The sequence below is a fragment of the Quisquiliibacterium sp. genome, from assembly GCF_982640115.1.
This window is the reverse complement of the sequence record NZ_CEXFHW010000118.1, coordinates 1-12,298: the sequence shown is the minus strand read 5'-3', so window position 1 is coordinate 12,298 and position 12,298 is coordinate 1. Positions and strand designations below refer to the sequence as shown.

Annotated in this window: 13 protein-coding genes; 7 read left to right on the top strand and 6 right to left on the bottom strand. The window is 73.0% G+C overall.

Features of this window, described 5'->3' with window-relative positions:
- The 3 genes from AC2H6A_RS13245 to AC2H6A_RS13235 form a co-directional block, all read right to left on the bottom strand.
- Nucleotides 1-373: sensor histidine kinase N-terminal domain-containing protein (locus AC2H6A_RS13245; RefSeq protein ID WP_484274072.1), on the bottom strand; the 373-nt coding region annotated here is incomplete at its 3' end.
- 81 nt (nucleotides 374-454) lie between these two features.
- A complete protein-coding gene (locus tag AC2H6A_RS13240; protein ID WP_484274071.1) occupies nucleotides 455-1,138 on the bottom strand; it encodes a response regulator transcription factor in 684 nt (227 codons plus the stop codon).
- Nucleotides 1,113-1,772 (bottom strand): DedA family protein, encoded by a 660-nt coding sequence (locus tag AC2H6A_RS13235; protein WP_484274070.1) that lies wholly within the window; start codon nucleotides 1,770-1,772, stop codon nucleotides 1,113-1,115. The genes AC2H6A_RS13240 and AC2H6A_RS13235 overlap by 26 nt, the downstream gene beginning before the upstream one ends.
- Nucleotides 1,773-1,836: 64 nt before the next feature.
- Here AC2H6A_RS13235 and mutL point away from each other — a divergent pair, with 64 nt between their 5' ends.
- From mutL to AC2H6A_RS13210, 5 genes are all read left to right on the top strand, one after another.
- Nucleotides 1,837-3,666: a DNA mismatch repair endonuclease MutL gene (gene mutL / locus AC2H6A_RS13230; protein ID WP_484274069.1), complete on the top strand. Its 1,830-nt coding sequence runs from the start codon at nucleotides 1,837-1,839 to the stop codon at nucleotides 3,664-3,666.
- Nucleotides 3,667-3,671: 5 nt separating this feature from the next.
- The gene (gene ggt, locus AC2H6A_RS13225) at nucleotides 3,672-5,480 is read left to right on the top strand and encodes a gamma-glutamyltransferase (protein WP_484274068.1); all 1,809 of its coding nucleotides are present in this window, start codon (nucleotides 3,672-3,674) and stop codon (nucleotides 5,478-5,480) included.
- Between the two features lie 131 nt (nucleotides 5,481-5,611).
- Nucleotides 5,612-6,523, top strand: a complete 912-nt coding sequence (gene miaA / locus AC2H6A_RS13220) for a tRNA (adenosine(37)-N6)-dimethylallyltransferase MiaA (RefSeq protein ID WP_484274073.1) — start codon at nucleotides 5,612-5,614, stop codon at nucleotides 6,521-6,523.
- Nucleotides 6,520-7,449: a phosphogluconate dehydrogenase (NAD(+)-dependent, decarboxylating) gene (gene gnd / locus AC2H6A_RS13215; RefSeq protein ID WP_484274067.1), complete on the top strand. Its 930-nt coding sequence runs from the start codon at nucleotides 6,520-6,522 to the stop codon at nucleotides 7,447-7,449. The genes miaA and gnd overlap by 4 nt, the downstream gene beginning before the upstream one ends.
- On the top strand, nucleotides 7,446-8,015 hold the full coding sequence (locus AC2H6A_RS13210; RefSeq protein WP_484274066.1) for a gluconokinase: 570 nt from the start codon (nucleotides 7,446-7,448) through the stop codon (nucleotides 8,013-8,015). The genes gnd and AC2H6A_RS13210 overlap by 4 nt, the downstream gene beginning before the upstream one ends.
- 30 nt (nucleotides 8,016-8,045) lie before the next feature.
- Here AC2H6A_RS13210 and AC2H6A_RS13205 read toward each other — a convergent pair whose 3' ends face one another.
- Entirely contained in the window at nucleotides 8,046-9,200 is a 1,155-nt protein-coding gene (locus AC2H6A_RS13205; RefSeq protein WP_484274065.1) for a CaiB/BaiF CoA transferase family protein, read from the bottom strand.
- Between the two features lie 124 nt (nucleotides 9,201-9,324).
- Between AC2H6A_RS13205 and AC2H6A_RS13200 the strand changes: the two genes are divergently transcribed.
- Together AC2H6A_RS13200 and AC2H6A_RS13195 are read left to right on the top strand one after the other, a co-directional pair.
- Nucleotides 9,325-9,999 (top strand): nitroreductase, encoded by a 675-nt coding sequence (locus tag AC2H6A_RS13200; protein ID WP_484274064.1) that lies wholly within the window; start codon nucleotides 9,325-9,327, stop codon nucleotides 9,997-9,999.
- Between the two features lie 22 nt (nucleotides 10,000-10,021).
- Nucleotides 10,022-11,080, top strand: coding sequence for a Bug family tripartite tricarboxylate transporter substrate binding protein (locus AC2H6A_RS13195; RefSeq protein ID WP_484274063.1), 1,059 nt, complete (start codon nucleotides 10,022-10,024; stop codon nucleotides 11,078-11,080).
- A 41-nt stretch (nucleotides 11,081-11,121) separates the two neighbouring features.
- Here AC2H6A_RS13195 and AC2H6A_RS13190 read toward each other — a convergent pair whose 3' ends face one another.
- Both AC2H6A_RS13190 and AC2H6A_RS13185 read right to left on the bottom strand, forming a co-directional pair.
- Nucleotides 11,122-11,922 (bottom strand): enoyl-CoA hydratase-related protein, encoded by an 801-nt coding sequence (locus AC2H6A_RS13190; protein WP_484274062.1) that lies wholly within the window; start codon nucleotides 11,920-11,922, stop codon nucleotides 11,122-11,124.
- A gap of 4 nt (nucleotides 11,923-11,926) precedes the next feature.
- A partial coding sequence (locus AC2H6A_RS13185) for an acyl-CoA dehydrogenase family protein (protein WP_484274061.1) occupies nucleotides 11,927-12,298 on the bottom strand: 372 nt, incomplete at its 5' end.

Below are 12,298 nucleotides of genomic sequence, written 5' to 3'. Positions count from 1 at the left end.
TGATGCGCACCGCGCGCAGTTCGCGGCCCTCGATCGTCAGGTCGTAGAAGGTCGGATCGGCGTCGTCGGTCGGCAGCGTGAGGACCGGATTGCCGGAGAGATGTTCGCCGCGCGGACCGACCACTCGATAGTCGAGCGCATCGACCGGGTCATTCAGGAGCACCCGCAGACGATCGACCGGCAGCCGCAGCGTGCCGGGAATCTGGCCCTCGCGCACGCTCTCGCCGATGGCCACGGCGCTGTTGAGCAGCACGCGGTCGAAGGCCTCGTCGACGGTACGATCGACCGCCCGGTAGTCGAGCACCGCCGCCACCAGGATCACCTGCAGCAGCGGCAGCACCAGCCAAAGCAGCAGCCGGGTGCGCACGCTCATCACGGAGCCGCCGACGGCGGGCGAGAGACCCTGTCGCCCGGCGCCGGATGGCGGAGCAAGCCCGCCGGGCGGGATGATCACTCAGGGCTCCGCAGCGCGTTCAAGGCGGTAGCCCACACCGCGCACGGTGCGCACCACCACCCCGGTGCCCTCGATCTTGGCGCGCAGGCGCGAGACATAGACCTCGACCGCGTTGGGTGCGATGTTGTCGTCCCAGCCGCTGATCGCCTGCAGCAGCTTCGCCTTGGGCACCACGGTCTCGGCATGCAGCATCAGGTACTCGAGGATGGACCACTCGCGCGGCGTGAGCTCGATGGCGGTGTCGGGCCCGCGCAGCACCCGCGCGGCGCGGTCGAGCTCGAGGCCGAGAAAGCCCAGCGAGCTGGCGCTCATCGATCCGGTGCGGCGAATGAGCACCCGGCAACGGGCGACCAGCTCGCGCACCTCGAAGGGCTTGACCATGTAGTCGTCAGCACCGCGATCGAGGCCCGCGACCCGGTCGTCGAGCCCGTCGCGGGCCGTGAGCACCAGCACCGGGATGCCGGCGCGATCGGACACGCCGCGGCGCAGGCTGGCCAGGAACTGCAGGCCATCGCGCCCGGGCAGCCCGAGGTCGAGGATGATCAGGTCGAAGTGCTCGCTGACCAGCGCGGTATCGGCCGATTCGGCGCTGCCGACCGCGTCGACCACGAACCCGGCGTGACGCAGCCCTGAGGCGGCCGCGTCGGCCACCACCGGATCATCCTCGATCAGCAGGATTCGCACGGGCGCGCTGCCAGTGGCGCAGGAACTCGATCACCGCCGGCAGGGCCGGGATGACGATGAAGGCCAGGGTGACCAGCGAGAAGTTCGCCTTGACCCAATCGGTGTTGCCCACCAGGTAGCCCAGGGTGACCAGACTGCCTACCCAGATGACCGCGCCCAGGACGTTGTAGAACGCGAAGCGCGGATAGCTCATATGCGCGATGCCGGCCACGAAGGGCGCGAAGGTTCGCACGAAGGGCAGGAATCGGGCCACCACGATGGTGATCGGCCCGTGGCGCTCGTAGAAGGCCTGGGTGCGGTCGAAGGCGGCACGGTTGAACCAGCGCGAGCTCTCCCAGCGGAAAACCCGCGGCCCGAACCAGCGGCCTACCGAGTAGTTGAGCGCATCGCCGAGCACGGCGGCGATCATCAGCGGCAGCAGCAGCCCGTTGAGGCTCATGCCGCCCACCCCGGCGATGGCACCGGCGGCAAACAGCAGGGAATCGCCTGGCAGGAAGGGCATCACCACCAGCCCGGTCTCGACGAAGATGATCAGGAACAGCAGCGCATAGACCCACATGCCGTGGTCGCGCACCACCGCGACCAGGTGGCGGTCGAGGTGCAGGAAGATGTCGACCATCGTGGCGATGTCCATGCCGCGATGATACCCGCCGATATAATCCCCCCGCCCGTTGTGGCGCCGCGCATCACCCACGCCCTTGCCCGACACCCTCCGCCCCATCCGCGCCCTGCCCGATCTGCTGGTGAGCCAGATCGCGGCCGGCGAGGTGGTGGAACGCCCGGCGTCGGTGGTCAAGGAGCTGCTCGAGAACGCGCTGGATGCCGGTGCGCGCCGCATCGAGGTCCGGCTGGAAGACGGCGGCATGCGCCGGATCGCGATCAGCGACGACGGCTGCGGCATCCCGCCCGACGAGCTGCCGCTCGCCCTGCAGCGGCACGCCACCAGCAAGATCGCCTCGCTCGCCGAGCTCGAGCAGGTGGCCACCCTGGGCTTTCGGGGCGAGGCGCTGGCCTCGATCGCCTCGGTGGCACGGGTGCAGATCACCAGCCGCACGGCGCAGGCGCCGCATGCCCACCGGATCGACACCTTCGAGGACGGCATCGCGCCGGCCGCCGGCGCCCCGGGCACCACCGTGGAGGTGCTCGAGCTCTACAGCGCCACGCCCGCACGCCGCAAGTTCCTCAAGAGCGCCGCCACCGAGACCGCCCATTGCGCCGACGCGCTGCGTCGCGTGGCGCTGGCCCATCCCGGGGTGGCGTTCGCGCTCTGGGTGGAAGGCCGGCAGACCCTGTCCTGGCCGGCCGGCACCTGGATGGCCCGCGCCCTGGAGGGTCTGGGTGATGACTTCCGCGAGGCGCATCGGGTGGTCGACGCGCAAGCGGGCCCGCTGCAGCTGCTCGGGCTGCTGGGGCTGCCCACCGCCAGCCGCGGCCGGCCCGATCGTCAGTTCGTGCATGTGAACGGTCGCTTCGTGCGCGACCGGCTGCTCACCCACGCCGCGCGCCAGGCCTACAGCGAGCTGCTGCACGGCGACCGGCATCCCGCCTATGCGCTGTTTCTGGCCATCGATCCGGGCCTGGTCGATGTCAATGTCCATCCCGCCAAGACCGAGCTGCGCTTTCGCGATCCGCAGGCGGTGCATCGGGCGCTGCAGCAGGTGATGAGCGAGGCGCTGCGCGCCGGTGCGGCCGAGCATCCCTCGCTGCAGCCCGCGCGGCCCTGGACGGCGCCGATGCGTCCGGCCGCCCCCGGGGCCACGCAGTCGGCGCTGGCGCTGGCCTTCGGTGCGCCGCCCGGCACGGCGCCGGCGGGCTGGCGCACTGCGACGGGTCTGCCGGGCGGGTTGGCCTCCGCGGCAGAGCCGGTACCGGGCGCCGGGGGCGCCGGGGGCGCCGACGCCGCGGTGGGCGAGGCCGCGTCCCCCGCCGGTGACGCGGCCGGCAGCCCGCCGCTCGGCTTCGCGCTGGCCCAGCTCCACGGGGTCTACATCCTGGCGCAGAACGCGCACGGCCTGGTGCTCATCGACATGCATGCCGCGCACGAGCGGGTCGTGTTCGAGCGCCTCAAGCGCGAGCTCGACCAGGGCCCGCCGGCGGTGCAGTCGCTGCTCATCCCGGCCACCTTCCGCGCCGACCCGCTGGAGGTGCGGCTGGTCGAGGAGGACGCGGCCACGCTCGCCGCGCTCGGGCTCGATCTCTCGGTGCTCTCGCCGGGCACGCTGGCGGTGCGCGGCGTGCCCGCGGCGCTCGCCGACGCCGATCCGGCTTCGCTCGCCCGCTCGGTGCTGTCCGAACTGCGCGAGGTGGGCAGCTCGCGCGCCCTCACCGAGCAGCGCAACGAGACCCTGGCCACGATGGCCTGTCATGCCGCAGTGCGGGCCAACCGCCGTCTGACCCTGCAGGAGATGAACGCACTGCTGCGCGAGATGGAGAGCACCGCCGGCGCCGATCAGTGCAACCATGGACGGCCCACCTGGGTCCAGGTGGGCATGGCCGAGCTCGACGGCTGGTTCCTGCGCGGTCGCTGACGGCCATGCATGCTGCCACCGCCCGGCATGCGGCCGCGGCCCTTCTCGGCCTTGCCGGGCTGCTCGCTGGCGCACTGCCTGGCGCCGCGGCCGCGGCAAGCGCTGCCGACAGCGCAGTCGCTACCGCCGGCGCCGACGCGCCGGAACTGCCTTCCGGCTGGACGCCCCGCAGCCTTGCCCGCGGGCCGCGCGACATGGTCGCCGCCGCCCACCCGCTGGCGGTGCAGGCCGGCGTGGCAACGCTCGCCCGCGGCGGCTCGGCCGTGGATGCGGCGATCGCGGCGCAATGGGTGCTGGCGGTGGTCGAGCCGCAGTCCTCGGGCCTGGGCGGCGGCGGCTTCCTGCTGCACTTCGACCCTGCCAGCGGAGCCGTCGCAAGCTATGACGGCCGCGAGACCGCGCCGGCGACCGCGCAGGCCGCGCAGTTCCGCGATGCGACCGGACGCCCGCTGGGCTGGCCGGCGGCGGTCGATGGCGGCCATGCCGTGGGCGTGCCCGGCCTCGTGCGCATGCTGGAACTCGCCCACGGCCGCCATGGCCGGCTGCCCTGGGCCTCGCTCTTCGACGACGCCATCCGCCTCGCCGAGGCCGGCGCACCGGTATCGGCCCGGCTGCACGGCCAGACCCGTGCCGCGCGCGAACGCATCCTCGCCCAGGGCGAGCCGGTGGCCACGGTGCTGCTCGGGCCCGACCGCCAGGCCTGGCCCGTGGGCACGATGCTGCGCCAGCCCGCGCTGGCGGCCACGCTGCGCCGCGTGGCCGCCGACGGCGCCGACGCGCTGCACAGCGGCGAGATCGCCCGGGCGATCGTCGAGCGCGTGGCGGCCCATCCCGAGCGGCCCGGGCGGCTGAGCCTGGCCGACCTGGCCGGCTACCAGGCGCGCCCACGCGCGCCGGTGTGCGGCGCCTACCGTGGCCACCGGATCTGCGGCATGGGCCCGCCCTCCAGCGGCGGCCTGGCGGTGCTGCAGACCCTGGGCATGCTCGAGTTCTTCGATCTGCGCGCGATGGGGCCGGGCTCGCTCGATGCGGTCCATCTGGTGAGCGAAGCCCTGCGTCTGGCCTATGCCGACCGGCTGCGCCATGTCGCCGATCCCGATGTCGTGCCGGTGCCGGTAGCCGGGCTGCTGGATGCAGCCTACCTGCGCGCGCGGGCCTCGCTGATCAGGCCCGATCGCAGCCTGGGCGTGCCCGCGCCGGGCCAGCCCGCCGGGTCGCTGCGCCTGGCCAGTGATGCCTCGGTGTCGCTGCCCTCCACCACCCATCTGTCGGTGGTCGATGCGCAGGGCCGCGCCGTGGCGCTGACCTCGAGCATCGAGAACGGCCTGGGCAGCCTGCAGATGGCTGCCGGCATGCTGCTGAACAACCAGCTCACCGACTTCTCGTTCGCACCCGCCGGCGTCGACGGCCTGCCGGTGGCCAATGCACTGGCCGGCGGCAAGCGACCGCGCAGCGCGATGGCCCCCACGCTGGTCTTCGGTCCCGATGGCCGGCTGCGTGCGGTGATCGGCTCGCCAGGCGGACCGGCCATCATCGGGTACGTGGTCAAGACCCTGATCGGCCTCATCGACTGGGACCTCGACATCCAGCAGGCCATCGACCTGCCCAATGTCGGCGCGCAGGCCTCGGCCACCACCGTGCTCGAGCGCGGCACACCGCTCGTCCGCCTGGCCGACGGCCTGCGGGCCCGGGGCCACACCGTTCTGGTCACCGACCTGAACAGCGGCCTGCACGGCATCGTCGCCGACCCCGTCGGGGGCTGGACCGGCGGCGCCGATCCACGGCGCGATGGCGCGGCCCGCGGCACGCCATGAGCGCGCCGGCGGATCGCGTGCCCCGCGATCGCGATCGCGATCGCGATCGCGAGGGCGAGGGCGAGGGCGAGGGTGAGGGTGAGGGCGACCGTGAGCGCAGCGCGGCAGGCGCTGGCGGCCCGCCCGCGGTGATGCTGCTCGGCCCCACCGCGTCGGGCAAGACCGCCGCCGCGCTGGCGCTCGCGCGCTCGCTGCCGCTGGAGGTGATCAGCGTCGATTCCGCGCTGGTCTATCGCGGCATGGACATCGGCACCGCCAAGCCCGATGCCGCCGAACGTGCGGCCGTGCCGCATCATCTGATCGACATCCTCGAGCCGACCGAGGCCTACTCCGCGGCCCGCTTCGCGAGCGATGCCGGCCGGCTGATCGGCGAGATCCGTGCGCGCGGCCGCCTGCCCCTGCTGGTGGGCGGCACTCTGCTCTACGCGCGCGCGCTGGTCGAGGGGCTGCACGAACTGCCGCAGGCCGATCCGGCCCTGCGTGCCCGGCTCGAGGCGCAGGCTGGCGCGCAGGGCTGGCCGGCCATGCACCAGCGGCTGGCCGTGCTCGATCCGGTGACCGCAGCGCGACTCGCGCCCGGTGACGCGCAGCGCATCCAGCGCGCGCTCGAGATCATCGAGACCACCGGCGAGCCGATGTCGGCGCTGCTCGCGCGCCAGGCAAGATCGAACGGCCTGGCCGGGGTGCCGGTGATCTCGATGGAGCCCGCCGACCGGGCCGGGCTGCATGCCCGCATCGCGCAGCGCACCGCCGCGATGTTCGCCGCCGGCCTGCTCGACGAGGTGATGGCACTGCGCGCGCGCCCCGGCCTGCACGCCGGCCTGCCCGCGATGCGGTGCGTGGGCTATCGCCAGGCCTGGGAACACCTGGACGGTGTGTACGATGCCGCGACGATGCGCGAGCGCGCGGTGGCCGCCACCCGCCAGCTCGCCAAGCGGCAGCTCACCTGGCTGCGCGCGATGCCGGCGCGTCAGGTGGTGGACTGCCTGTCGCCGGATGCCGCCACGCGGGTCCGGCACCTGATCGAGGAGCTCCTGAGATGACAGCGATCGGCATGATCGGACTCGGCCGCATGGGCGCGAACATGGCCCGCCGCCTGGCCCGCGCCGGCACCCGCGTGCACGGCCACGATGCGGCGGGCAGTGCCCGCAAGGCGCTCGCCGACGAAACCGGTGTGCGCACCCACGACAGCCTCGCCTCACTGGTGACCGCCTTGCGCGCCGAGGCCGGCCCGGCGGTGGTGTGGCTGATGCTGCCCGCCGGCGAGATCACCGAGACCGCGCTGCGCGAGCTGCACGCGCTGCTCGCGCCCGGCGAGTTGATCGTCGAGGGCGGCAATGCCAACTACCTCGACTCGCAGCGCCGCGCCCGCGAGGCCGCCGACGCCGGCCTGCGCTATGTCGACTGTGGCGTGTCGGGCGGCATCTGGGGCCTCGACGGGGGCTACTGCCTGAGTCTGGGCGGCGAGCCTGCCGCGGTCGAGCGGGTCGTGCCGTTTGCCAGGCAGCTCGCGCCCACGCCGCACTCGGGCTGGCTGCACTGCGGCCCGAGCGGCGCGGGGCACTTCGTGAAGATGGTCCACAACGGCATCGAATACGGGATGATGCAGGCGCTGGCCGAAGGCTTCGCGCTGCTCGAGGGCCGTCAGGACCTGAATCTGCCGCTGGCCGACATCGCCCAGCTCTGGCGCCACGGCAGCGTGGTGCGCTCCTGGCTGCTCGACCTCACCGCCGACGCGCTGGCCGAGCCGGGCGCGCTCCAGGCGCTGCAGCCGCATGTGGCCGACTCGGGCGAAGGGCGCTGGACGGTGGACGAGGCGGTGCGCCAGGGCACGCCAACGCCGGTGATCGCCGCGGCGCTGATGAGCCGATTCGACTCGCAGGGTCGGGCCGACACCGGCAACCGCCTGCTCGCGCTGATGCGACGGGCCTTCGGTGGGCATGCCGTGCGCCGGGCGGACGAGGCATGAGCGGCGGCGCCGACCGGCCTGCATCGGCCCGTGCCCCGGGCGCGCCAGGCATCGCCAGCCCGGCGCCGATCAGCGCGCTGCTGCTGATGGGCGTATCGGGTTGCGGCAAGACCACCGTGGGCGAGGCCCTGGCCCGGGAGCTGGGCTGGCGCTTCGTCGATGCCGACGATCTCCATCCGCCCGCCAATGTCGAGAAGATGCGTTCCGGCCGGCCGCTCGACGATACCGACCGCGCACCCTGGCTGGCCCGGCTCAACGCCCTGCTGCGCCACAGTGCGGCCCGTGGCGAACCGGTGGTGCTGGCCTGCTCGGCGCTGAGGGCGCGTTACCGGACGCAACTGGCCGACCGGGTGCCCGGCCTGCGGGTGGTCTTTCTGCGCGGCAGCCAGGCGCTGATCGAGGCTCGGCTGGCTGACCGCCAGCACCGCTACATGCCGGCCTCGCTGCTGGCCAGCCAGTTCGCGGCGCTGGAGCCGCCCGAGGATGCCTGGGTGGCCGACATCGGCGAGCCGCCAGCGGCGCTGGCGGCCGGGCTGGCCGCGCGGGTGAGGGCCGGGGCGGGCTGAACCGGTCCGGCGCGGGCCCGGCCCCGCCGATCAGGCTGCGCCGATCACGCCAGCGCTGCGCAGCGCGCCCAGCTTCGCGGCGTCGAATCCCCAGGCCTGCAGCACCGCCTCGGTGTCGGCGCCCGCCGCCGAGGGCGCCACCGGCGTGGCCGCCGGCGTGCGCGAGAAACGCGGCGCCGGCGCCGGCTGAACCACGCCGGCCACCTCCACGAAGGTGCCGCGCGCCTGGTTGTGGGCGTGACGCGGCGCCTCGTCCCAGTCGAGCACCGGCGCGAAGCAGGCATCGCTGCCCTCGAGCAGCGCGCACCACGCGTCGCGGGTGCGGGTGAGGAAGATCGCGGCCAGACGCTGCTTGAGGTCGGGCCAGCCGGCCGGGTCCATCTGCGCGTCGAAGGCAGGATCGTCGATGCCGCAGAGCTCGCGGAGCCGGGCGTAGAACTGCGGCTCGATGGCACCGACCGACACATGGCGGCCGTCGGCACAGGTGTAGGTGTCGTAGAAGTGCGCGCCGCCGTCGAGCAGGTTCTCGCCGCGCGAGGTGCTCCAGGTGCCGCGCGCGCGCATGCCGTACATCATGGCCGAGAGCATGGCGGTGCCATCGGTCATGGCCGCATCGACCACCTGCCCCTTGCCCGACTGACGCGCCTCGTGCAGCGCGCACATCACGCCGAAGGCGAGCAGCATGCCGCCGCCGCCGAAGTCGCCGATGTAGTTGAGCGGGATGGCCGGCTTTTCGCCGGGGCGACCGATGGCCGCGAGCGCACCGGCGATCGAGATGTAGTTGATGTCGTGGCCGGCGGCCTGCGAGAGCGGACCGAACTGGCCCCAGCCGGTCATGCGACCGAACACCAGCCGCGGGTTGCGGGCGAGGCAGACATCGGGCCCCAGCCCGAGGCGCTCCATGACGCCGGGCCGAAAGCCCTCGATGAGGATGTCTGCGCGCTCGACCAGCGCAAGCACCGCCTCGGCGCCGCCCGGCTTGCGCAGGTCGATGCACACCGAACGGCGGTTGCGGGCGAGGACATCGAAGCGGGCCTTGTCGGCCGCGCCGCGTCCGCCGGCGGCCTGCGGACGATCGATGCGGATGACCTCGGCGCCGAGGTCGGCCAGCGCCATCGCGCAGAACGGGCCCGGTCCGATGCCCACCATCTCGATCACCTTCAAGCCGCTGAGTGGCCCTGCCATGCTGTCTCTCCCTGCCGGCTCGCCGGCGAATTGAATGCGACAATGATGACCGCGTCCGCGGCGGCGTGCATCGATGCGCGCCACGAACCGGTCCGCCGCGCCCTCGCCCCTTCCGGAGAGTCCCATGAATGTCACCGACGCCGTCGCCAGCCGACGCTCGATTCGCGCCTTCCTCGACAAGCCGGTGGATGCCGGCGTGATCCGCCGCGTGCTGGCGGCCGCGGCCCGCTCGGCCTCGGGCGGCAACCTGCAGCCCTGGCACATCGATGTGGTGGCCGGCGAGCCGCTCGCCGAACTCAAGACCCTCATGCAGACCCGCGTGGTCGAGGCGCCGGGCGGCGACGAGGTCAAGGACTACAGCATCTACCCGCCGGAGCTGGTCTCGCCCTATCGCGAACGCCGCTTCATGGTCGGCGAGGACATGTACGCGATCCTGGGCGTGCCGCGCGAGGACAAGGCCGGGCGGCTGGCCTGGTTCGCGCGCAACTACCAGTTCTTCGGCGCGCCCCTGGCGCTCTTTTGCACGGTCGACCGGCGCATGGGCCTGCCGCAGTGGTCCGACCTGGGCATGTACCTGCAGACCGTGATGCTGCTGCTGCGCGAGGAGGGCCTCGACAGCTGCGCCCAGGAGTGCTGGGCGATCTATCCGCAGACCATCACCCGGTTCCTGGGCACGCCGCCCGAGCGCATGCTGTTCACCGGCATGGCGATCGGCTGGCGCGACCCCGACCATCCCATCAACCGCCTCGTGACCCGGCGCGCGCCGCTCGAGGAATTCGCCACCTTCCGCGGCCTCTGAGCGCCGCCCCGGGAGTCTTCACATGAGCCTTCGTCCGCCCTCCTCCACCCTGCCCAGCGCCGCGGCCCCCGCCGAACCCGGCCGACGCCAGGCCCTGCGCGGTGCCGGCGCCCTCGGCGCCGCGCTCGCCCTGCCCGCGCTGTCGCTGCCAGCCGGTGCACTCGCCCAGCCCGCCGCGGCGCTCGACACCGTGCGCGTGGTCACCGGCTTTCCGCCGGGCGGCACCTCCGACACCCTGTGCCGGCGCGTGGCCGACCGGCTGCGCGGCAGCTATGCCCGCAACGCGGTGGTCGAGAACCGCACCGGTGCCGGTGGCCAGGTGGCCATCGACCTCATGCGCGCCGCCCCGCGCGACGGCAGCGTCATCCTGCAGACGCCGGCCTCGATGCTGATGATCTACCCGCACATCTACCGCAAGCTCGCCTACAACCCCTTCGAGGACATCTCGCCGGTGTCGCTGGGCTGCCGCTTCGAGTTCGGCTTCGCGGTGGGCCCCATGGTGCCGGCTTCGGTGCGCTCGATCGCCGACTTCCTCGCCTGGTGCAAGGCCAACCCCGCGCAGGCCAACTACGGCTCGCCGGCGGCGGGCTCGGTGCCGCACTTCATTGGCGCGCTGCTCGAGCGCGCCAGCGGGGTCGACCTCAAGCATGTCGCCTTCCGCGGGACGCAGCCGGCCATCCTCGACATGATCGGCGGCCAGATCGCCGCGGTGTCGGGACCGGTGGGCGAGTTCACCCAGCATGTGGCCGCCGGCAAGTGCCGGGTGCTGGCCACCTCGGCGGCGCAGCGCTCGCGCTTCGCCCCGGATGTGCCCACCTTCAGCGAACAGGGCTTCAAGGACCTGGTCTTTCGGGAGTGGTTCGGCTTCTTCCTGCCCGGCAAGCCGGCGCCCGACATCACCGCGCGCGCCAATGCCGCGCTGCGCGCCGCACTGGCCGCGCCCGAGGTGGTGGACGGTCTGGCGATCATGGGTCTGGAGGCAGCTTCCTCCACGCCCGACGAACTGCGCGCGCAGCTGAAGGCCGACCATGACCGCTGGGGGCCGATCGTGAAGACGATCGGATTCAGCGCCGATTCCTGATCGGCGCCCGCAACCGGCCGTCAGCAGCCCGGGCCGGCCGCTCAGCCCTGCGGTGCCCAGGCGGGAGGGCGCCGCTGCGCGAAGCTGGCCAGGCCCTCAAGGGCCTCGGGGCTGCGCCGGCGCTCGGCGTGCTCGGCCACCAGCTGCTCGAAGCGGGCATCGCTCAGGATGCTGTCGGCGCAGGCCCGCGCGCTGCGCTTGCTGATGGCGGCGGCCCGCGGCGCGGTGCGCAGAAACGCGTCGATCACCGGCGCGGCCGCGGCATCGAGCCCGCCGGCTGCGCAGCATTCGTGCACCAGGCCGATGGCTTGCGCACGGGCAGCGCTGAAGACCTCGCCGCTCAGCGCATAGCGGCGCACCTGACGCACGCCGATCGCGGCATCGAGCTGCGGGAAGATGATGCTGGCCGCCAGCCCCCAGCGGGCCTCGCTGATCGCGAAACGCGCGGTGTCTTCGGCGATCACCAGGTCGCAGGCCGCGACGATGCCGGTGCCCCCGCCGATGCACGAGCCCTGCACCAGCGCGAGCGTGGGCCTGGGGCAGTCGTCGAGGGCGCGCACCGCCTGCGCGGTGAGCCGCGAGGCGGCCAGGTTGGCGGCGGCATCGGCCGCCGCCACCGAACGCAGCCAGGCAAGATCGGCGCCGGCCTGGAAGTGCGCACCATTGCCGCGCAGCACGATCAGGCGCACCGCGTCATCGGCCTGCAGTGCGGCCAGACCCTGCAGCAGGCCGCGCAGCATGGAATCGTCGTAGGCGTTGTTGCGCTGCGGACGATTGAGGCGCACCGTGGCCACGCCACGGGCATCGCGCTCGAGCAGCACCGCGGGCTGGACTGCGTGCATGCGATCAGCGCTTGTTCGGGCCCATGAAGCCGAACAGGTAGCCGGCCACCTTGCGCATCTGGATCTCCTCGGAGCCCTCGGTGATCCGGTAGCGGCGGTGATGGCGGTAGATGTGCTCGAAGGGCTTGTGCCGCGAGTAGCCGATGCCGCCATGCACCTGCATGGCCCGGTCAGCCGCCTCGCAGACCAGCCGGTTGGCCCAGTAGTTGCACATCGAGACCTTGTCCGAGAGCTTCTTCTCGACCTCGGGCTTGGGCATCTGGTCCATCTCCCAGGCGGTCTTGCGGATGAGCAGGCGCAGCATCTCGCACTGGGTGGCCAGTTCGACCAGCGGGAACTGGATGGCCTGGTTCTCTGCGAGCGCCTTGCCGAAGGG

Excerpts from the sequence above, each read along its gene's own strand:
- AC2H6A_RS13235 (WP_484274070.1), bottom strand. The coding sequence starts at position 1,772 with ATGGACATCGCCACGATGGTCGACATCTTCCTGCACCTCGACCGCCAC.
- ggt (WP_484274068.1), top strand. The coding sequence starts at position 3,672 with ATGCATGCTGCCACCGCCCGGCATGCGGCCGCGGCCCTTCTCGGCCTT.
- miaA (WP_484274073.1), top strand. The coding sequence starts at position 5,612 with ATGCTGCTCGGCCCCACCGCGTCGGGCAAGACCGCCGCCGCGCTGGCG.
- gnd (WP_484274067.1), top strand. The coding sequence starts at position 6,520 with ATGACAGCGATCGGCATGATCGGACTCGGCCGCATGGGCGCGAACATG.
- AC2H6A_RS13210 (WP_484274066.1), top strand. The coding sequence starts at position 7,446 with ATGAGCGGCGGCGCCGACCGGCCTGCATCGGCCCGTGCCCCGGGCGCG.
- AC2H6A_RS13205 (WP_484274065.1), bottom strand. The coding sequence starts at position 9,200 with ATGGCAGGGCCACTCAGCGGCTTGAAGGTGATCGAGATGGTGGGCATC.
- AC2H6A_RS13200 (WP_484274064.1), top strand. The coding sequence starts at position 9,325 with ATGAATGTCACCGACGCCGTCGCCAGCCGACGCTCGATTCGCGCCTTC.
- AC2H6A_RS13195 (WP_484274063.1), top strand. The coding sequence starts at position 10,022 with ATGAGCCTTCGTCCGCCCTCCTCCACCCTGCCCAGCGCCGCGGCCCCC.
- AC2H6A_RS13190 (WP_484274062.1), bottom strand. The coding sequence starts at position 11,922 with ATGCACGCAGTCCAGCCCGCGGTGCTGCTCGAGCGCGATGCCCGTGGC.